The sequence below is a fragment of the Streptomyces sp. NBC_00683 genome, assembly GCF_036226745.1.
Classification (GTDB): domain Bacteria; phylum Actinomycetota; class Actinomycetes; order Streptomycetales; family Streptomycetaceae; genus Streptomyces.
In genome coordinates this window covers 2774532-2794564 of sequence record NZ_CP109013.1, presented here as the reverse complement: position 1 = coordinate 2794564, position 20033 = coordinate 2774532, and the positions used below count along the sequence as shown (strand labels likewise).

15 protein-coding genes are annotated in these 20033 nt (G+C 69.7%); 9 read left to right on the top strand and 6 right to left on the bottom strand.

Annotation, left to right across the window (positions count from 1 at the left end):
- Positions 1-176 precede the first annotated feature (176 nt).
- Positions 177-1382, top strand: a complete 1206-nt coding sequence (locus tag OG257_RS12150; RefSeq protein ID WP_329207208.1) for an alginate lyase family protein — start codon at positions 177-179, stop codon at positions 1380-1382.
- Between the two features lie 121 nt (positions 1383-1503).
- On the opposite strand, the gene OG257_RS12145 is transcribed toward OG257_RS12150, so the two are convergent.
- The 4 genes from OG257_RS12145 to glgX form a co-directional block, all read right to left on the bottom strand.
- The gene (locus tag OG257_RS12145) at positions 1504-3537 is read right to left on the bottom strand and encodes a M4 family metallopeptidase (protein WP_329207207.1); all 2034 of its coding nucleotides are present in this window, start codon (positions 3535-3537) and stop codon (positions 1504-1506) included.
- Positions 3538-3921: 384 nt separating this feature from the next.
- Positions 3922-5808 carry an ABC transporter ATP-binding protein gene (locus tag OG257_RS12140; RefSeq protein WP_329207205.1) on the bottom strand — a complete coding sequence of 629 codons (1887 nt, stop codon included), beginning with the start codon at positions 5806-5808 and terminating at the stop codon, positions 3922-3924.
- Positions 5805-7607: an ABC transporter ATP-binding protein gene (locus OG257_RS12135; protein WP_329207203.1), complete on the bottom strand. Its 1803-nt coding sequence runs from the start codon at positions 7605-7607 to the stop codon at positions 5805-5807. Before OG257_RS12135 ends, OG257_RS12140 begins: the two co-directional genes overlap by 4 nt.
- A gap of 84 nt (positions 7608-7691) precedes the next feature.
- Positions 7692-9812, bottom strand: coding sequence for a glycogen debranching protein GlgX (gene glgX / locus OG257_RS12130; RefSeq protein WP_329207201.1), 2121 nt, complete (start codon positions 9810-9812; stop codon positions 7692-7694).
- Between the two features lie 269 nt (positions 9813-10081).
- Between glgX and OG257_RS12125 the strand changes: the two genes are divergently transcribed.
- The 6 genes from OG257_RS12125 to OG257_RS12100 all read left to right on the top strand — a co-directional run bounded on the left by OG257_RS12125 (position 10082) and on the right by OG257_RS12100 (position 16813).
- Positions 10082-11302 (top strand): L,D-transpeptidase, encoded by a 1221-nt coding sequence (locus tag OG257_RS12125; RefSeq protein ID WP_329207199.1) that lies wholly within the window; start codon positions 10082-10084, stop codon positions 11300-11302.
- Between the two features lie 204 nt (positions 11303-11506).
- Positions 11507-12760 carry a L,D-transpeptidase gene (locus OG257_RS12120; protein ID WP_329207198.1) on the top strand — a complete coding sequence of 418 codons (1254 nt, stop codon included), beginning with the start codon at positions 11507-11509 and terminating at the stop codon, positions 12758-12760.
- 92 nt (positions 12761-12852) lie between these two features.
- Positions 12853-13620 (top strand): enoyl-CoA hydratase/isomerase family protein, encoded by a 768-nt coding sequence (locus OG257_RS12115; RefSeq protein ID WP_329207197.1) that lies wholly within the window; start codon positions 12853-12855, stop codon positions 13618-13620.
- Between the two features lie 251 nt (positions 13621-13871).
- Positions 13872-14387, top strand: a complete 516-nt coding sequence (locus tag OG257_RS12110) for an ATP-binding protein (protein WP_329215042.1) — start codon at positions 13872-13874, stop codon at positions 14385-14387.
- 447 nt (positions 14388-14834) lie between these two features.
- A complete protein-coding gene (locus OG257_RS12105) occupies positions 14835-15626 on the top strand; it encodes a polysaccharide deacetylase family protein (RefSeq protein ID WP_329207196.1) in 792 nt (263 codons plus the stop codon).
- Positions 15626-16813, top strand: coding sequence for a YncE family protein (locus tag OG257_RS12100; RefSeq protein ID WP_329207194.1), 1188 nt, complete (start codon positions 15626-15628; stop codon positions 16811-16813). The genes OG257_RS12105 and OG257_RS12100 overlap by 1 nt, the downstream gene beginning before the upstream one ends.
- 20 nt (positions 16814-16833) lie before the next feature.
- Here the strand turns inward: OG257_RS12100 and OG257_RS12095 are convergent, their stop codons facing one another.
- Positions 16834-17472, bottom strand: coding sequence for a GNAT family N-acetyltransferase (locus OG257_RS12095; protein ID WP_329207192.1), 639 nt, complete (start codon positions 17470-17472; stop codon positions 16834-16836).
- 92 nt (positions 17473-17564) lie between these two features.
- Here OG257_RS12095 and OG257_RS12090 point away from each other — a divergent pair, with 92 nt between their 5' ends.
- On the top strand, positions 17565-17780 hold the full coding sequence (locus tag OG257_RS12090; RefSeq protein ID WP_329207191.1) for an EF-hand domain-containing protein: 216 nt from the start codon (positions 17565-17567) through the stop codon (positions 17778-17780).
- 227 nt (positions 17781-18007) lie between these two features.
- Here OG257_RS12090 and OG257_RS12085 read toward each other — a convergent pair whose 3' ends face one another.
- Positions 18008-18952, bottom strand: coding sequence for a terpene synthase family protein (locus OG257_RS12085; RefSeq protein ID WP_443054369.1), 945 nt, complete (start codon positions 18950-18952; stop codon positions 18008-18010).
- Positions 18953-19462: 510 nt separating this feature from the next.
- Here OG257_RS12085 and OG257_RS12080 point away from each other — a divergent pair.
- The gene (locus OG257_RS12080) at positions 19463-20017 is read left to right on the top strand and encodes a hypothetical protein (RefSeq protein WP_329207187.1); all 555 of its coding nucleotides are present in this window, start codon (positions 19463-19465) and stop codon (positions 20015-20017) included.
- Positions 20018-20033 lie beyond the last annotated feature (16 nt).

The window sequence follows — 20033 nt, the reverse complement described above, 5'->3', positions numbered from 1 at the left end:
GGCGCAGCCCTGTGCCGTCCTGCGACGTCGTGCGTTGTTCGTTTCCTGAACGCGATGCCTTGACGTGTCCATGCGATGGCTTTACGTTCCTCACTCATCGCAGGTTCACAACTCGGCTCAACGTTCACCTACATGAACCGAGTTGGTGGAACACCTCCCACCGGAAGGCACCCCACATGCGTACCGGCACCATCGCTCGCGTCATCGGCACCGCCGCCGCCCTGGCCGCACTGATCACCACGGTCTTCACTGCCCCCGCCGGGGCTGCCCCCGACCGGGCGGCGACAGCGGCCGCGCCGGCCGCCTTCACCCACCCCGGCGTGCTGGTCAGCCGCCCCCAGCTCGACTTCGTACGCGCGAAGGTCCAGGCGGGCGCCCAGCCCTGGAAGGGGGCGTACGACCAGATGCTGGCCAGCAAGTACGCCTCGCTCACCCGGACCGCCAAGCCCCGTGCGGTCGTGGAGTGCGGCTCGTACTCCAACCCCAACTACGGCTGTACCGACGAGCGTGAGGACGCGATAGCCGCGTACACCCTCTCGCTGGCCTGGTACATCGGCCAGGACAGCCGCTACGCCCAGAAGGCGATCCAGATCATGGACGCCTGGTCGAACGTGATCACGGACCACACCAACAGCAACGCACCCCTGCAGACCGGCTGGGCCGGCTCCTCCTGGCCGCGGGCCGCCGAGATCATCAAGTACACCTACAGCAGCTGGCCGAACTCCGGCCGCTTCGGCACGATGCTGCGCAACGTGTACCTGCCCGAGGTCACCAACGGTTCGCACAGCAACGGCAACTGGGAACTGTCCATGACCGAGGCCGCCATCGGCATCGCGGTCTTCCTCGAGGACCGCGCCGCGTACGACAAGGCCGTGACCAAGTTCCGGGGGCGCGTCCCCGCGTACATCTACGTGACCGCGGACGGCTCGCTGCCGAAGGCCGCGCCCGGCAGCGGTCTCGACACGCGGGACGAGATCATCAGCTACTGGCAGGGGCAGTCGACCTTCATGGACGGCCTCTCCCAGGAGACCTGCCGCGACCTCACCCACACCGGCTACGGGCTCTCCGCCATCTCCCACATCGCCGAGACCAGCCGCATCCAGGGCCAGGACCTCTACCCCGAGGTCGCCGACCGGCTGCGCCACGCGCTCGGCCTCCACGCCAAGTACCAGCTGGGCACGGCGGTTCCGTCCTCGCTGTGCGGCGGCTCGCTCAAGGACAGCCTGGGCCCTGTCACCGAGGTCGGGTTCAACGCCCTGCACAACCGCATGGGTTACGCGATGTCGAACACCCAGACCCTCACCGAGCGGCAGCGGCCCGCCGCGTCGAACAACCTGTTCGTGGCCTGGGAGACCCTGACCCACGCCGACAACCCCAGCTGAGACAGCGGGCGCTGCCGGCACGCACGACGGCCCGGGAGGAGCGATGCTCTCCCGGGCCGTCCCGCGTACGTCAGTTGCTCAGGTGCTGCTGTTCTGCGGCAGCAGGTGCCCGCTCACCGGGTCAGAAGGTCAGCTTGACGCTGTTGAAGGTCCCGGTGTCGCCCGAGTAGGCGTCCTGGATCTTCAGGTTCCACGTGCCGTTCGCCACCTCGGACGAGGCGTTGACCGTGTAGGTCGCCACCACGTTGTCCGCGGAGTCGCTCGAGGAGGAGTTCTTCAGCCGGTAGGCCGTACCGTCCGGGGCGACCAGGTCGAGGACGAGGTCACCGCGGTAGGTGTGGGTGATGTTGACCGCGACCGAGAGGTCGCTCGGCGCATTGCCCGTGACGCCCGTGACGGCGACGGGGATGCTGGTGGTGCTCCGGTCGGCGAGTGCCTTGACGGTCGTGTTCTGGAAGACCGTGCCGCCCGGGTCGGGGTCGCCGCCGCCGGGGCGGGCTCCCACGGCGATACCGGCCCACGCATGGGCGACCGCGGCGTACTCGGTGCTCGTGGTGCCGTACAGCTCACCGGCCACGGCGAGGGTGCCGGTGCGGGCGGCCGCGTAGTTGGTCGTCGAGGTGAACTTGGTGGTGAGCGCCTTGAACCAGATCTGCGCGGCCTTGTCGCGGCCGATGCCCGTCACCGGAAGGCCGTCGGAGGTCGGGGAGTTGTACGAGACCCCGTTGACGGTCTTGGCGCCGCTGCCCTCGGAGAGCAGGTAGAACCAGTGGTTCGCCGGGCCCGAGGAGTAGTGGACGTCGACCGAGCCGATGCCCGAGTACCACGCGTCCTTGGACGCGCCGTCCTTGCTCGGCTTGTCCATGTAGCGCAGCGGGGTGCCGTCGCCGTTGATGTCGATCTTCTCGCCGACGAAGTAGTCGCCGGGGTCCTCCGCGGTGTTGGAGTAGAACTCGACCGCGGCGGCGAAGATGTCACTGGTCGCCTCGTTGAGGCCGCCGGACTCGCCGCTGTAGTTGAGGCCCGCGGTGTTGGAGGTGACGCCGTGCGTCATCTCGTGGGCGGCCACGTCCAGCGAGGTCAGGGGCGCGGCGTTGCCGCTGCCGTCCCCGTACGTCATGCAGAAGCAGCTGTCGGACCAGAAGGCGTTGACGTAGTTGTTGCCGTAGTGGACGCGGGAGTACGCACCGACGCCGTCACCCCGGATGCCGCTGCGGCCGTGGATGTTCTTGTAGTAGTCCCACGTCTCGGCCGCGCCGTAGTGGGCGTCGGCGCCGGCGGTCTCGAGGTTCGACGGGCTGCCGTTGCCCCAGATGTCGTCGGTGCCGGAGAAGAGGGTCCCGGTGCCCGACGTGCCGCGGTTCAGGTTGTACGTCTTGTGGTTGCCGCGGGTCGCGTCGGTGAGGTTGTACGTGCCCGAGGTGCCGAGCGTCACCTGACCGCTGTACTGGGTGTTGCCGGTACCCGTCTCGATGGCCTGCCACTCGTAGAGCTTGGCACCGGAGGAGGCGTCGGTGATGACGTGCAGCTCGTTCGGGGTGCCGTCGTGCTGGAGGCCGCCGACGACGGTCTCGTACGCGAGCTGGGGCGTGCCGCTCGCCGTCCAGACCACCTTGCGCGGGGCCTTGCTGGCCTCGGCCTTCTTCGAGCCCTCGGCCTGTGCCGCGGTCAGGGCCTGCTTCTCGGCGGCGGCGGGCGCGATGTCCGCCGTGGTGCCGACCGCCTTCAGCTGGGCACCGGTGGCCTTGGACGCCTTGGTGACGCCCTCGGTCTTCCCGGCCTTCGTCTCGGCCACGACAAGGTCGCCGCCGAGGACGGGGAGGCCGTCGAGGGTGCGCTCGTAGCGGGTGTGCGTGGTGCCGTCGACGTCCTGGACGACATCACGGACGACGAGCTTCTCCGTGGCGCCGAGGCCCAGCTCCTTGGCGGTGGCCGCCTTGGTGGAGTTGGCCTCGCGGAGGAGTTCGGCACGCTGGGCGGGGGAGAGCTTCGCGGGCAGCGAACCCGGGTCGGCGCCCTTGGCGGCGGCGGCCGAGGAGGCGGCGGCGTCGGGAGCGGCGGTGGCCGCACCCGTCTGAACTCCGACGGCGAGGAGGGCTGCTGCCGTTATCAGAGCGCCGGTCGCGGTGGCACGACGGCTGGATCTGGATCTCACGCGGACTCCTTCTGCGAGGGGGGTGACAGCCGGGCTGGGTGAGCCGGCCGGGCAGAGCAGGCGGTGCGCAGAACGGGGGAAGAGTCCCAGCAGAAAGGGGTGTATGTCAGGACCGCGTCAACACATTGGCCGGAATTCGTCCGTTGCCGGAATGGTCATGTTCGTTAAGCGGACGTTTCGCCGTATGTCATCCGGGTGCCGTAAAGCGGGTGCCGGGACCGCGCGGGCCCAGAATTCGCAGGGTGAGTTGAGATTTCGTTCGAATTCACGGTGTTCGAACGACGAAGCGGCAAACGGACGATGACCACGTGCTGAGACGGCGCGGAACTGTGGCCAGTTCTGCGCCGTCCCTGGGAGGTCACGCACCTACCCGTCGGTACTCCGTCAGGCCAGGCTCTCCCGCCAGGCGCGGTGCAGCCCGGCGAACCTGCCGTCGGTGCCGATGAGTTCGGCCGGGCTCCCGTCCTCCACGATCCGGCCGTGCTCCATCACCAGCACCCGGTCCGCGATCTCCACGGTCGACAGGCGGTGTGCGATCACCACCGCCGTACGGCCGTGCAGCACGGTGTCCATGGCGCGCTGCACCGCCCGCTCGCCGGGGATGTCGAGCGAGCTCGTCGCCTCGTCGAGAATCAGCACGGCGGGGTCCGCCAGCAACGCACGTGCGAACGCCACCAGTTGACGCTGGCCTGCCGAGATCCGGCCGCCCCGCTTGCGTACATCCGTGGCGTAGCCGTCGGGCAGGCCGCTGATGAAGTCGTGCGCCCCGATGGCCTTGGCCGCGTGCTCGATCTCCTCGGGCGTCGCTTCCGGACGGCCGATCGCGATGTTCTCCGCGATCGTCCCCGAGAACAGGAACGCCTCCTGGGTCACCATCACCACGCCCCGCCGCAGCTCCGGCGTGGCCAGATCGCGCAGATCGGTGCCGTCCAGCAGGACCCGGCCCTCGGTCGGATCGTAGAAACGCGCCAGCAGCTTGGCGAGCGTCGACTTGCCCGCGCCCGTCGAACCGACCACGGCCACGGTCTGGCCCGCCGGGATCCTCAGACCGAAGCGGGGCAGGACCTCGCCGCCCGTCCGGTAGGCGAACCGCACCCCGTCGAACGTCACCTCACGACCCGGGTGCTCACCGGCGGGGGAGGGGAGCTCCTTCGGCGCGGCCGGCTCGGGAACGGTGGGAGTCTGCGCCAGCAGACCCGCGATCTTCTCCAGCGAGGCAGCGGCCGACTGGTAGGAGTTGAGGAACATCGCGAGCCGGTCGATCGGGTCGTACAGCCGCCGCAGATACAGCACCGCCGCGGCCAGCACCCCGAGCGCCAGCGTCCCCGACGCCACCCGGTAGGCGCCCCACAGCACCATCGCGGCCACCGCCGTGTTGGCGACCAGCCGGGAACCGACGACGTAGCGGGCCATCTCCAGCAGCGCGTCCCCGTTCCGCCGCTCGTGGCGGCGGTTGAGCACCGAGAAGTCCGCGTCGTTGACCCGCTCCCTGCGGAAGGCCTGCACCGGACGGATCCCGTTCATCGTCTCCGCGAACTTCACGATGACCGCGGCGATGGCCGAGGAACGCGCCGAATAGGCCTGGGCCGCCCGGCGCCGGTACATCCGCACCAGCAGGTACAGGGGCAGGAAGGAGCCCACCGCGATCGCGCCGATACCGAGATCCAGCCACAGCAGCATCAACGAGATCGACACGAACGACAGGACCACACCGATGAGTTCCTGCAGCCCCTCGCTCAGCAGCTCGCGCAGCGACTCCACGTCCGTGGTCGATCGCGAGATCAGCCGGCCGGAGGTGTAGCGCTCGTGGAAGTCCACGCTGAGCGCCTGTGCGTGGCGGAAGATCCGGCCGCGCAGATCGAGCAGCACGTCCTGGTTGATCCGCGCGGCGGCCCGGATGAACGCGTACTGCAGCGCCCCCGCGCCGACCGAGCACACGCCGTACCCCACGCCCACGGCGATCAGCGGCCCGTAGTCGTGGTCCCGGAACGCGGGCACGCCGCTGTCGATGGCGTACGCGACCAGCAGCGGCCCCGCCTGCACCGCGACCTGCTGGACCAGGAGCAGGAGGGACGCCACGACCACCCGGGCACGCAGGGGGCCGAGCAGCGAGGTCAGCAGCGCCCAGGTCGAACCGGGCGGCGCGGGAAGGGCGTCGCGGTCGAAGGCGTCCCCGGGGCCCGGCCGGTCCGGCTTCGCCCCGGGCAGGTCCTGGTCGGCGAGGGCGGGTCCGTCGGTGGTGGCCGGTCCGTCGGCGGTGGCACTGGTCATCGCGAGCTGCCCTCCTCGGCAGTGAGCACACGGGCGTCGTCCTCGGCCCCGGACATCAGCCAGGCGTATTCGGCACTGGTGCGCAGAAGTTCCTGATGGGTTCCGACGGCGCTGATCCGGCCGTCGGACAGCAGAGCCACCCGGTCGGCCAGCATCACCGTGGACGGCCGGTGCGCGACCACCACGGCCGTCGTCTCGTCGAGCACGCGCCGCAGCGCCGCCTCCACCAGCGCCTCCGTGTGCACGTCCAGCGCGGAGAGCGGATCGTCGAGCACCAGGAACCGCGGCTCGCCGACCACCGCGCGGGCCAGCGCGAGGCGCTGGCGCTGGCCGCCGGAGAGACTCAGGCCCTGCTCCCCGACCTGGGTGTCGACACCCTGCGGCAGGTCGTACACGAAGTCGGCCTGCGCCACCGAGAGCGCCCGGCGCAGCTCCTTCTCACCCGCACCGTCCGCGCCCATCAGAACGTTCTCCCCGACGGTCGCCGAGAAGAGCGTCGGCTCCTCGAACGCCACCGACACGAGCTCACGCAGCCTGGTCCGTTCCATGGCGGCGATGTCCTCGCCGTCCAGCAGGATCCGCCCGCCGGAGACCTCGTGCAGCCGCGGGACGAGCGCGGTGAGCGTCGTCTTCCCCGACCCGGTCGCCCCCACCAGGGCCATCGTCTCGCCGGGCCGGACCCTCAGGTCGATCCGGGCCAGTACGGGTACGGAACCGGGCTCGGCATCCGGGTAGCGGAACTCGACCCCGTCGAAGACGATGCCCGCGCCCCGCCCGGCCGCCGCGTCCGGGGTGTCCTCGTCCACTTCCTCGGCCACGTCCATGACCTCGAAGTAGCGGTCGGCGGCCGTGGCCGACTCCTGGCTCATCGCCAGCAGGAACCCGATCGACTCGACCGGCCAGCGCAGTGCGAGCGCCGTCGACAGGAACGCGACCAGCGTCCCGGCGGACAGCTCGCCGTCCGCCACCTGGATCGTGCCGAGCACCAGTGCGGCACCGATCGCCAGCTCGGGGATGGCGGTGATGAGCGCCCAGATCCCCGCGAGCAGCCGCGCCTTGCCCAGCTCCGTACCGCGCAGCCGCTGCGCCAGCGCGCGGAAGGCCTGCGCCTGGCTGCGGTTCCGGCCGAAGCCCTTGACGATCCGGATGCCCAGCACGCTCTCCTCGACGACCGTCGTCAGATCACCGACCTGGTCCTGCGCCGAGCGCGCGACCAGCGCGTACTTCGTCTCGAAGAGCGAGCACAGGACCATGAGCGGCAGCGCGGGCGCCAGGAGCACCAGACCGAGCGACCAGTCCTGGGCGAACAGGATGACGAAACCGGCCAGGATCGTGGTGGTGTTGACCAGCAGGAACGTCAGCGGGAACGCCAGGAACATCCGCATCAGCATCAGATCCGTGGTCCCGCGCGAGAGCAGCTGCCCCGAGGGCCAGCGGTCGTGGAAGGCCACCGGAAGCCGTTGCAGATGCCGGTAGAGATCGGCGCGCATCGACGCCTCGACCCCCGCCAGCGGCCGTGCCACGAGCCACCGCCGGAGCCCGAACAGCCCTGCCTCGGCGATTCCCAGCAACAGCAGGTAGAGCGCGCCGAGCCATACTCCGCCCGGGTCCCGGTCGGCGACGGGACCGTCCACCATCCACTTCAGGACGAGGGGGATCACCAGGCCGAGACACGACGCCAGGACCGCCACCAGAGCAGCACTGAGCCAGCGCATCCGCACCGGCCGGACATAGGGCCACAGACGCATGAGGGAGCGCACGGCGGACCGGTCCGTGGGCTCTGCAGGTTTTTCGGGCATCAGGAGCGAGCCTATGGTTCGCCACTGACATCGCTCATCTGGTTTTCCGGACAGTCCGCACCGGTCGGGGCCCGTATCAGCCCCTCATCCCGTCACCCGCAGCAGCAGCACCGACCTCCCCGGCACCGTCAGTGCCGTACCGCCCCGGTGGACCGTTCCCGGGGCCGTGGACTGGTCCTCCCGGGAGGTGTCCAGGAGCAGTTCGTACGACCGGGCCCAGGGCGCTCCCGGCAGATGGAAGTCGCACGGGGTGTGCGCGGCGTGCAGGACCGCCAGGAAACTGTCGTCGGTGATCTGCTCGCCCCGGGCGTCCCGGCCCGGGATGTCGCGCCCGGAGAGGTAGAGGCCGAGCGTCGCGGCCGGTGCGTACCAGTCCGCCTCCGTCATCTCCGCGCCCTGCGGGGTGAACCACGCCAGGTCCCGCAGCCCGTCCGGGGCCTGGGGGGTCCCGGCGAAGAAGGCGCGGCGGCGCAGTACCGGATGGGCGTGGCGCAGGGCGAGGACCCGGGTGGTCAGCTCGGTCAGCTCCCGCCACTCCGGCCGGTCGAGGAGCGACCAGTCCAGCCAGCCGATCTCGTTGTCCTGGCAGTACGCGTTGTTGTTGCCGCCCTGCGTGCGGCCCATCTCGTCCCCCGCCACCAGCATCGGCACTCCGGTCGACAGGAGCAGCGTGGTGAGCAGGTTGCGCAGCTGGCGGCGGCGCAGGGCGTTGATGCCGGGGTCGTCGCTCTCGCCCTCCGTGCCGCAGTTCCAGGCGCGGTTGTCGTTCGTGCCGTCGCGGTTGCCCTCGCCGTTGGCCTCGTTGTGCTTGTGCTCGTAGGTGACGAGGTCGCGCAGGGTGAAACCGTCGTGGGCGGTGACGAAGTTGACGGAGGCGTACGGGCGTCTGCCGCCCCAGGCGTACAGATCGCTCGACCCCGTGAGCCGGTAGCCGATGTCCCGTACGTCGGGCAGCGCCCCGCGCCAGAAGTCCCGTACGGCGTCGCGGTAGCGGTCGTTCCACTCGGTCCACAGCGGGGGGAAGGCGCCGACCTGGTAACCGCCGTTGCCGACGTCCCACGGTTCGGCGATCAGCTTGACCCGGCGCAGCACCGGGTCCTGCGCGATCACCGCGAGGAAGGGGGAGAGCATGTCGACGTCGTGCATGGAGCGGGCCAGGGCCGCCGCCAGGTCGAAGCGGAAGCCGTCGACGCCCATCTCCGTCACCCAGTAGCGCAGCGAGTCCGTGATCAGGCGGAGCACGTGCGGCTGCACCACGTGCAGGGTGTTGCCGCAGCCTGTGTAGTCCGCGTAGCGGCGGGCGTCCGGCTGGAGGCGGTAGTAGCCGCGGTTGTCGATGCCGCGCAGGGACAGCATCGGGCCGAGCTCGCCCGCCTCCGCGGTGTGGTTGTAGACCACGTCGAGGATCACCTCGATCCCGGCGTCGTGCAGGGCGCGCACCATCTTCTTGAACTCGCCGACCTGCCCGCCCGTCGTGCCGCTCGCCGCGTAGCCGGCGTGCGGGGCGAAGTAGCCGATCGAGTTGTAGCCCCAGTAGTTGTGCAGCCCGCGCCGCAGCAGATGGTCCTCGTGGGCGAACTGATGGACGGGGAGAAGCTCCACGGCCGTCACGCCGAGCCGCTGGAGGTGGCCGACGGCGGCGGGGTGGGCGAGTCCGGCGTAGGTGCCCCGCAGTTCCGGCGGGATGTCCGGGTGGAGCTTGGTGAAGCCGCGCACGTGGAGTTCGTAGATGACCGAGTCCGCCCAGGGGGTTTTGGGCCTGCGGTCCTCCACCCAGTCGTCGTCGTCGTGCACGACGACGCCCTTGGGTACGTACGGCGCCGAGTCCCGGTCGTCGCGCACGGTGTCGGCGACATGCTGCTGCGGCCAGTCCCTCACATGGCCGTACACCTCGGGCGGCAGGGTGAACGAACCGTCCACCGCACGGGCGTACGGGTCGAGGAGCAGTTTCGCCGCGTTCCAGCGGGCGCCGGTCCAGGGGTCCCAGCGGCCGTGCACCCGGTAGCCGTAGCGCTGTCCGGCCCGTACGCCGGGGACGAAACCGTGCCAGATCTCATGGGTGAGTTCGGTCAGGGGCAGCCGTGTCTCGCGGCCCTGCGCATCGAAGAGACAGAGCTCGACGGCCTCCGCCCCGCCGGCCCAGAGGGCGAAGTTGGTGCCCGCGACACCGTCCGGACCGACCCGGAACCGGGCTCCGAGCGGCATCGGGGCACCCGGCCATACGGGTGGTCCGGCCGGCTCCTTCGGTACAGCCGGTCCGCGCTCTACCACCCTCCCGATCGTCGGTGACGCTTCCTCCTGCTCGGCTGTACTCGACACCTCTCGGCCTCCCGCGGCTCGTCGGGGGCGGCACCGCAGACAGGGCGCACGGCGTCCCGGCCGCGGCCCTCCCGGTGTGGTCCTCCCCCTCTGTTCTGCCCACGGCGGGGCCCGCACTCACGTTTCCCCCGCCCTCCCCTTGTCGTTGGGGGGACGTGAACCACGTAGCGAAGAGAGCACGGGCGGGTTCGGCCGCCGTGCTGACATGGGCAGGACTGTTCACCGTGCTGGCCGTACTGACCGGTTGCACCGGGGGCACGTCGTTCTTCGGGGACAACCGATCCCCCGACGACGTCATCCGGATCGTCCCCAAGGACGGCGCCGAGAACGTCGGAGCCAGGAGCCGGATCGAGGTCACCGTCCCCGACGGACGGCTCGAATCGGTCAAGGTGACACGGACGGAGGACGCGGAACGGGAGGAGGTGCAGGGCCGGATCGCCAAGGACGGCCGGTCGTGGGCGCCCCGGGACGGCGGGTACCGGCTCGGGCTGGCGGGGAAGTACAGCGTCGAGGCGGTCGCCGTCGACGGGGACGGCCACCGCTCGGCCCGCAGCACCACCTTCACGACCCTCGTACCCAAGGACCGCTTCATCGGCTACTTCAAGCCGGAGAACCGGTCCACGGTGGGTACCGGAATGATCGTCTCCTTCGACTTCAACCGGCCGGTCAAGCACCGTGCTGCGGTGGAGAGGGCCATCAGGATCACCGCGGAGCCCGAGACCGAGGTGGTCGGTCACTGGTTCGGGAAGGAGCGCCTCGACTTCCGCCCGGCCACGTACTGGAAACCCGGCACCGAGGTCACCGTCGACGTGGGGCTGCGCGATGTCGAGGGTGCGCCCGGGGTGTACGGCAGCCAGAAGAAGAAGGTCACCTTCCGGGTCGGCCGGTCGCAGACGTCCGTGGTCGACGCCCGGGCCCACACGATGGAGGTACGCAGCGACGGCGAGCTCGTCAGTACGGTGCCCATCACCGCGGGTGCGAAGAAGACGACCACGTACAACGGGAAGATGGTGGTCTCCGAGCTGCACGAGGTGACCCGGATGGACAGCCGCACCGTCGGCTTCGGCGGCGAGTACGACATCAAGGACGTGCCGCACGCCATCCGGCTGACCAAGTCGGGGACCTTCCTGCACGGCAACTACTGGGAGTCTCCCGACATTTTCGGCTCCGACAACACCAGTCACGGCTGTATCGGCCTGCGTGATGTGAAGGGCGGCAGCTCGGACACCCCGGCCGGATGGTTCTTCGAGCGGACGCTCGTGGGCGATGTGGTCGAGGTGATCAACTCCACCGACACGACGGTCGAGCCGGACAACGGGCTCGGCGGGTGGAACCTCGGATGGGACCGGTGGAAGGCCGGTTCGGCACTGCGCTGATCCCCGGTCCGACCTGCGCAGGTCCCGGAGACACGGTCTCCGGGACCACCGGGGGGCGGAGCCCTGCGACTTGGGACGGAACGGTGACATCCCGGGGGAGTTCTCCCAGCGCCCGGTGTGATTATCTTGCGCCGAGCGTGCATGTACAGCGCGCGGGGGTGCGGGCCATGGCGGGGCCAGGCCGTGCGAGGGGAGACGACCACATTGAACGGGCAGCCGATATCGGGGGCATCGGCCGGGGCGAGCAGAGGACGGCGTGGGCGTGGGACCCCCGGACTTCTCGCACTGGTACTGGGTGCGCTGCTGTTGCTGGTGACGGCGTGCGGCGGGGGCGGCAACGCCGACGGGGCGAAGGACGGCAAGGGAGCGGGCGCGAAGGTCGACGACACCAGCGCCTCGCAGGCGGTGGTGACCATCGCACCCAAGGACGGCGCCGATGACGTGGCGACGAGCGGGGCACTGAAGGTCTCGGCCGCCCAGGGCAAGTTGAGCACGGTCAAGGTCGCCGACCCCAAGGGCAACGCGGTCGAGGGCAAGATATCCGCCGACGGCCTCAGCTGGGTGCCCGACCGGCATCTGGCCGCGGCGACCAAGTACACGGTGCACGCGGTCGCCAAGGACACGAAGGGCCGTCAGTCGGCGAAGGACACCACCTTCACGACGCTCGTCCCGCAGAACACCTTCATCGGGCAGTACACGCCCGAGGACGGTTCGACCGTCGGTGTCGGCATGCCGGTCTCGATCCACTTCACCCGGGGCATCACCGACCCGGACGCCGTGGAGAGGGCGATCAAGGTGACGGCGGAGCCCGCCGTGCCGATCGAGCCCCACTGGTTCGGCAACGACCGCCTCGACTTCCGCCCGGAGGAGTACTGGGCCGCGGGCACCAAGGTGACGCTGCGCCTCGACCTCGACGGCGTCGAGGGACGCCCGGGGGTCTACGGCAAGCAGGCCAAGACCGTGAAGTTCACCATCGGCCGCAGCCAGGTCTCCACCGTCGACGCGAGCTCCCACCGGATGAAGGTGGTCCGCGACGGCAAGCAGATCAAGGACATCCCGATCTCCGCGGGCGCCCCGTCGACGACCACGTACAACGGGGAGATGGTCATCAGCGAGAAGCTCAAGGTGACCCGGATGAACGGTGACACCGTCGGCTTCGGCGGCGAGTACGACATCAAGGACGTGCCCCACGCGATGCGGCTGTCCACCTCGGGGACCTTCATCCACGGCAACTACTGGGGCGCGTCGAGCATCTTCGGCTCGACGAACACCAGCCACGGCTGTGTCGGTCTGCGTGACGTACGCGGCGCCTGGGACGGCAAGACCCCGGCCGCCTGGTTCTTCGACAACTCGCTGATCGGTGACGTGGTGGTCGTGAAGAACTCCAAGGACAAGGTGATCCAGCCGGACAACGGCCTCAACGGCTGGAACATGGACTGGTCGGAGTGGACCGCGTAGGTCCTTCCGCCGCCCCTGTGCATGGGACGGGCCCGGTGCTGTGACCAACAGCACCGGGCCCGTCGGCGTTAGTCGTGGTTAACCTGCCTTCCATGACCGTAACCCTCGAAGTAAGCGACAACGTCGGCACGATCCGGCTGGACCGCCCGCCGATGAACGCTCTGGACGTCGCCACCCAGGACCGGCTGCGCGAGCTCGCCGAGGAGGCGACCCGGCGCGACGACGTGCGTGCCGTGGTCCTCTACGGCGGCGAGAAGGTGTTCGCGGCGGGCGCGGACATCAAGGAGATGCAGGCGATGGACCACACGGCGATGATCGTGCGCTCCAAGGCCCTGCAGGACTCGTTCACCGCCGTGGCGCGGATCCCCAAGCCCGTCGTCGCGGCCGTCACCGGCTACGCGCTGGGCGGCGGCTGCGAGCTGGCGCTCTGCGCCGACTTCAGGATCGCCGCGGACAACGCCAAGCTCGGCCAGCCCGAGATCCTGCTCGGGCTGATCCCGGGCGCCGGCGGCACCCAGCGGCTCGCCCGGCTGGTCGGTCCGTCCAGGGCCAAGGACCTGATCTTCACGGGCCGTCATGTGAAGGCGGAGGAGGCCCTGAGGATCGGTCTGGTGGACCGTGTGGTGCCCGCGGCCGAGGTGTACGAGCAGGCGCACGCCTGGGCGGCCCGGCTGGCGCAGGGGCCCGCGCTGGCACTGCGCGCCGCGAAGGAGTCCGTGGACGCGGGTCTGGAGACGGACATCGACACCGGGCTCACGATCGAGCGGAACTGGTTCGCCGGTCTGTTCGCCACCGAGGACCGGGAGCGCGGTATGCGCAGCTTTGTGGAGGAGGGCCCCGGCAAGGCCAAGTTCCTCTGATCGGACGCCAGTTGGGTACAGAGGGACGTGTGTTCATCCGTGCGGGCGGATTAGCTGGACCTTAAGAGAACCTTAAGGTCCGGTGCGCGTCCCCTCCGTGCAATTACCCGACGGAAGTGCGTCGGCGCAGTTCACCCTGGCTGCCAGGGGTGACATTCTGCCCCTGGCATATGTCAGATCACCCTCTCGGAATGGTGGATTCCGGTGGGGGGATTCCGCAGGAACGGTCACAGAGGGCGTTCCGTGCGGCCATGATGGTGGGCATGGCGGGCCTGGAGGGTGTGGAACAGCCGCGACCGCGCAGCAGCGCAACCGCGGCACGCTGGATGCCGGCCGTCGATGACGAACAGGCGTTCAAGGCGCTGGAGTTGTTCGGAAATCCGACGGAGGACGAAGTCCGGCTGCCCTCGCGCCCCGAGTCCGCGGCCACCGCCCGCCGGCTCACCTCGTGCGTGATGCTCCGTCAGTGGGCGCTGCCCCCGCAGACCTCGGAACATGCCGTACTGCTCGTCTCCGAGCTTGTCGGCAACGCCGTGCGGCACACCGGGGCGCGGGTCTTCGGGCTGCGGATGCTGCGCCGGCGGGGCTGGATCCGGATCGAGGTGCGTGACCCCTCGCGCGGACTGCCGTGCCTGATGCCCGTCCGGGAGATGGACGTCAGCGGGCGGGGCCTCTTCCTCGTCGACAAGCTCTCCGACCGCTGGGGCGTGGATCTCCTGCCCCGCGGGAAGACCACCTGGTTCGAGATGCGCACCTCCGACCGCTGAGACGACTATCGAGGCGACTTCCGGGGCGACTTCCGGGGCCGGCCGATGACGCGTCCGGCAGGCCCGGATGTGCAGAAGCCCCCGGTCGGCCGTGGTGCGGCGCTTCGGGGGCTTCTGTGGGGGCCGTGGAATGGGGGGTGTGTCCACGGCCGCTCTCGGGACCTGGCTCGGGTCGGAGGAGGTCGTGTCCTCGACTATGGCAGACGGGCGACCCTGTCGCCAAAACAGCAAACCGGGCAAACCGTGCTGAATAGTCATATTAAGCTTCTGAATCACAGGTGTGATGAGTCACTGGCCTGGCTTTCTTTGCATGAATATGAGTTTCGGCGGGTGATTCATTGATCATCTCCGAAAAGCGTCAATCATCACATTCCACCCATCTCGCCCTACTGTGTCTCGGGTCTCGGGGAATCAGTACCCGAACCGAACCCCGCGAGGTGGACGGCCATGAACGGTCGCAGGACACCGGTTCCCCGCCGCACCGCCCTGCGCGCGACAGCGGGGGCGCTCCTGGCCGGCGCCGCCACCGCAGGCTGTACGCGGGACGACACCACCACCCACGCGCCGCAGAAGGGCCACGAGCCCCAGCAGTCCCGCGGCGCCGTCGCCCCTGCTCCCGCCCCGCACCGTTTCCCGGGCCGGCCGGTCCAGATCGAGCACGGCCCCCGCGACCGGAACCGGGTCGCCCTCACCTTCCACGGCCACGGCGACCCCGTCCTCGCGCGCACCGTCCTCGCCGAGGCCGAACGGGCCGGAGCCCGGCTCACCGTCCTGGCCGTCGGAAGCTGGCTCGACGAACACCCCGGGATGGCCCGCCGGATTCTCGACGGCGGCCACGACCTCGGCAACCACACCCAGCGCCACCTCGACATCAACGCGATGGACGAAGCGCAGGCGTACGCCGAGATCACCGGCTGCGCGCAGCGGCTGCGCCGCCTCACCGGCTCCATCGGCACCTGGTTCCGCCCGTCGCGCGCCCAGTACGCCACCCCGCTCGTCCAGGACCTCGCCCGGCGGGCCGGCTACGCACACGTCCTCTCCTACGACGTGGACTCGCTCGACTTCACCTCGCCGGGCGTCGCCGCGGTCACCCGCAAGGTCGCAGGCGAACTCCGCAACGGGTCCGTGGTGAGCCTGCACTTCGGCTACCGGGACACCGTCGCCGCACTGCCCCTCCTCCTCACCGAAATCGACCGGCGCCAACTGCGCGCGGTGACCACGACGGAGCTGCTGACCTGATGCTTCCCTCCATGCGCACCACCACAGCCACGGCCCTGCTCGGGGGCGTACTCGTCGCGGCGCTCGCCGCCTGCCAGGCGCCCGCGGACCACACCCGGCCCTCCCGCACCGAGGCCGCCGCACGACAGGCCGAGCCCGAACGGGCCGCGACCCCGCCGGGACTGCCGGGGATGCCGCCGGTGCTCGACCCCGAGGACGTCTACGCCGCCGACCGCGCGGGAAAGCTGTCACCGGCCGTCAAGGGCTTCCCGTCCCGGGTGTACGTCCCCAACACCAACTCCAACACCGTTTCGGTGATCGACCCCGCGACGTACAAGGTCATCGAGACCATCCCCGTCGGCGCGCAGCCCCAGCACGTCGTCCCCTCCTGGGACCTGAAGACGCTCTGGGTCAACAACGACGTGGGCGACAGCCTCACCGCCATCGACCCGGCCACCGGGAAGACCGGCCGCACGCTCGAGGTCTCCGACCCGTACAACCTCTACTTCACCCCGAACGGCAAGTACGCCGTCGTCATGGCCTCGCTCGACCACGAACTGGTCTTCCGCGACCCGAAGACCATGGACCGGGCCAAGACCGTCCCGGTGAGCTGCTCGGGCGTCAACCACGCGGACTTCTCGGCGGACGGGCGGTACTTCATCGTCTCCTGCGAGTTCTCCGGCGAGCTCCTCAAGGTCGACACGGAGAAGATGGAGGTCGTCGGACAGCAGAAGCTGCCGATGCAGGGCGCCATGCCGCAGGACGTGAAGATCTCCCCGGACGGATCGACCTTCTACATCGCCGACATGATGGCGCACGGCATGTGGGTGCTCGACGGGAAGAAGTTCACCACCCCGAAGCTGCTGCCCACCGGCAAGGGCTGCCACGGGCTCTATGTCAGCCGGGACTCCAAGGAGATGTACATCTCCAACCGGGGCGAGGGTTCCGTCTCCGTCTTTGACTTCGGGAAGAAGGAGCTCACCAAGAAGTGGCACCTGCCCGACGGCGGCAGCCCGGACATGGGCGGCGTATCGGCGGACGGCAAGGTGCTCTGGCTGTCCGGGCGTTACGACGCCGAGGTGTACGCGATCGACACCACCAGCGGCAAGCAGCTGGCCAGGATCCCGGTCGGCAGCGGGCCGCACGGGCTGGCCGTCTATCCGCAGCCGGGCCGCTACTCGCTCGGCCACACCGGCGTCTTCCGCTGACCGCACTCCCCGGCCCGGCACTACCCGGGGATCAGCAGCGCCTCCGAGCCCACCGGCCGGAACCCCGCCGCCTGGAACGTCCGTACGCTGCGCGCGTTGCCCGGCGACTGCTGCGACCACACGAACGGGTCCGGCACCAGCTGTCGGGCCGCCCGCGCCAGCCGCACCCCGAGCCCCCGGCCGCGTGCCGCCTCGTCCACCTCGATCGCGGTCTCCCAGCGCCCGGCGACCCCTCGGCCCAGCAGCACCACACCGCCGTCCGTGGCCCAGACGCGTACCTCGTCGCGGTACTTCATCGCCCGCGCCACCCGGGGGTGGTCGGGGTCCCGGATCTCCCGCAGGGGCAGGTCCGGGCCGCCCGGCAGCGCGTCGGCGACCGTCAGCAGGTCGATGGTGTTCGTCCGGCGTCCGGTGCGGGCCAGCAGCGCGCACAGGAAGTGCGGGTTCATGGTGGCGCCCAGCGCGTCGGAAGGGGTGGCGGCCAGCGTGGACCGTATCCACTGCGGGTCCTCGTCGCTGAACACCACCGAGTGGGCGGTCAGCGCGAGCACACCGGCGTCGCGGACGCTCGGCTGCTCCACGATGGTGGTGGTGCCGTCCGGCGCGGGAAACGTCCCGCGCGCCGCCGCTGCGAGGATCTGGGCAAGTGTGTCGGGCATGCCTCCATGATCACCGACCGGCCGCCGCACCGGGCCGGATTTCCGCCCGATAATCTGACCACGTCAGCAACGCTTTACGAAGGGGCGGGACAGTGGCGGACATCGAGTCGGCGCGCAAGGCATTCGAGCAGTTCGACCAGAACGGCGACGGCCTGATCACGGCGGCCGAGTACAAGAGCGCCATGGCGCAGCTCGGCGACCCGTTCGTCACCGAGACGGTGGCACAGGCGATCATCAACGCGCATGACGCGAACGGTGACGGGCAGCTCACGTTCGAGGAGTTCTGGGCCGTTCAGAACAAGGGCTGAGTGCAGTGGGCCCCCGGCCGGTGGCGCGGGGGCCGACTCGTCTGCGGAGCCGGACGGATCTGGCCGATTGTGGCCGGTGCGACCGGCAGTCCGGTGATCGTCCCCGCTCGGCCGCATCCTGTTCCGGCACGGCGGAACACGACGGCGGCACACGACCCGATCACGGCCGCCGCGGCCCGAGGCCCCCGCAGCCGGGATCCCCGGGCCCTGTCGCGGCGCGTGCGCCGTCAGGCGGCGAAGTACTGGGACAGTGTCTCGCGCCGGTCGACCTCGACCAGATCAGGACGCGTATAGCGCTCGGCGCGCGCGTGGTAGTCGAAGTCGCCGCGGACCAGACCGCGATAGTCCCGCGCGCAGCGCTCCAGAGCCGCACGCGTCTGTCCGTCGATACCCGCGGCCTCTATTTCCTCGGCCAGTTCCTTTTCGGCCCGCTGAACTCGCTCGGCGATGCGTGCCAGTTGAATTCCGGCCTCGTCCACAGCCTCCTGAAGAGTGGACCTGCGATCCCGCTGAATGAGGCGGACCGCATTGTGCTCGTAACCGAGAACCGCTTCCTTCTCGAAGGAGCAGATGTCGTTGCACAGACCCGAGTGGTCGGTCACCGCGTTCCGCAGTGCGATGTACGCGGGAAGGCTGCGGGCCGACTCGGGGAGATCGATTCCCGCGGTGATCTCGTGGAGGTCCAGGAAGGGCTGCATCGCAACCGAGTCGCGGCGGTGCTTCACGAAGTCGGCCCGGCTCGGCACCTGTCCGGCGGCGCGTTCGACGGCCTCCGCGTAGTAGGTCCACAGCCAGGACACGGTGTCACGGCGGAACTGCCTGACCCAGACGGGTGACCTGCCCAGGCAGGTCCGCTCACGCAGGCCTTCCAGTGCGCGCTCCATGGGGCCGTGCGGTTCGGCGCCGTCCAGGACGTCCACCAGCCGGGCGATCGCCTCCTCGCACATGTGCGGGTCGCGTCCGGCCGGTCCGTCGTCGAACTCGTCGTCGACCAGGAACGCCCAGAAGAGCCACTGGCAGAAGAGATCGAGATGCTTCTGCGATGCCTCCGGGAATATGAGGGATATCCAGAGTTCGGGGCGAGTGCGGAGCATCTTCTTCCGGGCGACCGGATTCAGGGCGAGGCCGTTCGCATCGGCCCACTTCCAGGCGGCCTTCTTGGTTTCCTCCACACCTGGGTTGCACCCTGCGCTCTGGAACGGCATATGAAACACCGGTAAAATAATCTGGCTCATTGGTGCCCCTCGTCGAGAATGCTGCGAATGAAGGATGGGAGCGGGGATTTCATCGGCGCGACGTACCGGTGCCGGTCCGCCTGAGCGGACGCCTGGCACCCACCAGCTCTGGGCAGAGGGTCACCGTACGAGGTGAGGTGGCCATCGCGGTCCTCCTTCCTCTGCCAGGGGCCTGGACATCGGAGCCGGATCCGCGAGCCGGTGGGGCGACCGCGTCACCATGCGTCACGTCAAGTGAACCCCTTGTGGGCGACAGAGGGAAGCCACTTGTGACCGAAACTGCATGATCGCGGTCGAACAGCTGCTCATCTATGAGCACTTAGGGGGCTTCTGGGGTTGGGCGCCGTGTCAGCACGGTCCCGGCACCGTCGTAACCTCTCTTCTCGCTCCGGCTGCTGTTCCCTACCGGACCGTGAAGCCCGCCCGCCCAGGACCCTCGGGAGACCCATGCCGCACCGGACCAACCCCGCTCGGCCCGGCGCACTGCTCCTGGCCACCGCCCTGCTCGCCACCGGCCTGAGCGGCTGCTCCGCGCTCTCCCCCTTCAACACCTGTGACGACACGGCGACACGCGTGAAGGCACTACGAGCCCAGCCGATCCTGGAATCCGTTCCGGAGGGGGCGACCGTCCCCGAGGACCTCGCCCCGGTGCCCGGCTGCCTCGACGACAGCGGCGACGCCTGGCTGTACGCCGAACGCGTCTACGCCTTCCCCGGCCCCCGGCAGAAGGTCGTGGACTTCTACCGCGCCACCGCCGAGGCGGACGGCTGGCGTCTGCAGTCCGACCCTTCGGACCCGAGTACTCCCGAAACAACGGCGGGACTGTGCTTCACCAAAGGCGGGGACGGCGATGCCCTCCTGCTGACCGTGCAGTTCACCACGGCCCGCCGGCTGAAGATCGAGCACGGCTACCGGGCCGGACCGGAGTTCGACTCGGGCTCCGGGTTCGAGATAGAGGTCGGCTCCGAGACGGACGGGGCGAGGACCGGCTGCTTCGACTGACGCCCGGGCCGGCCTG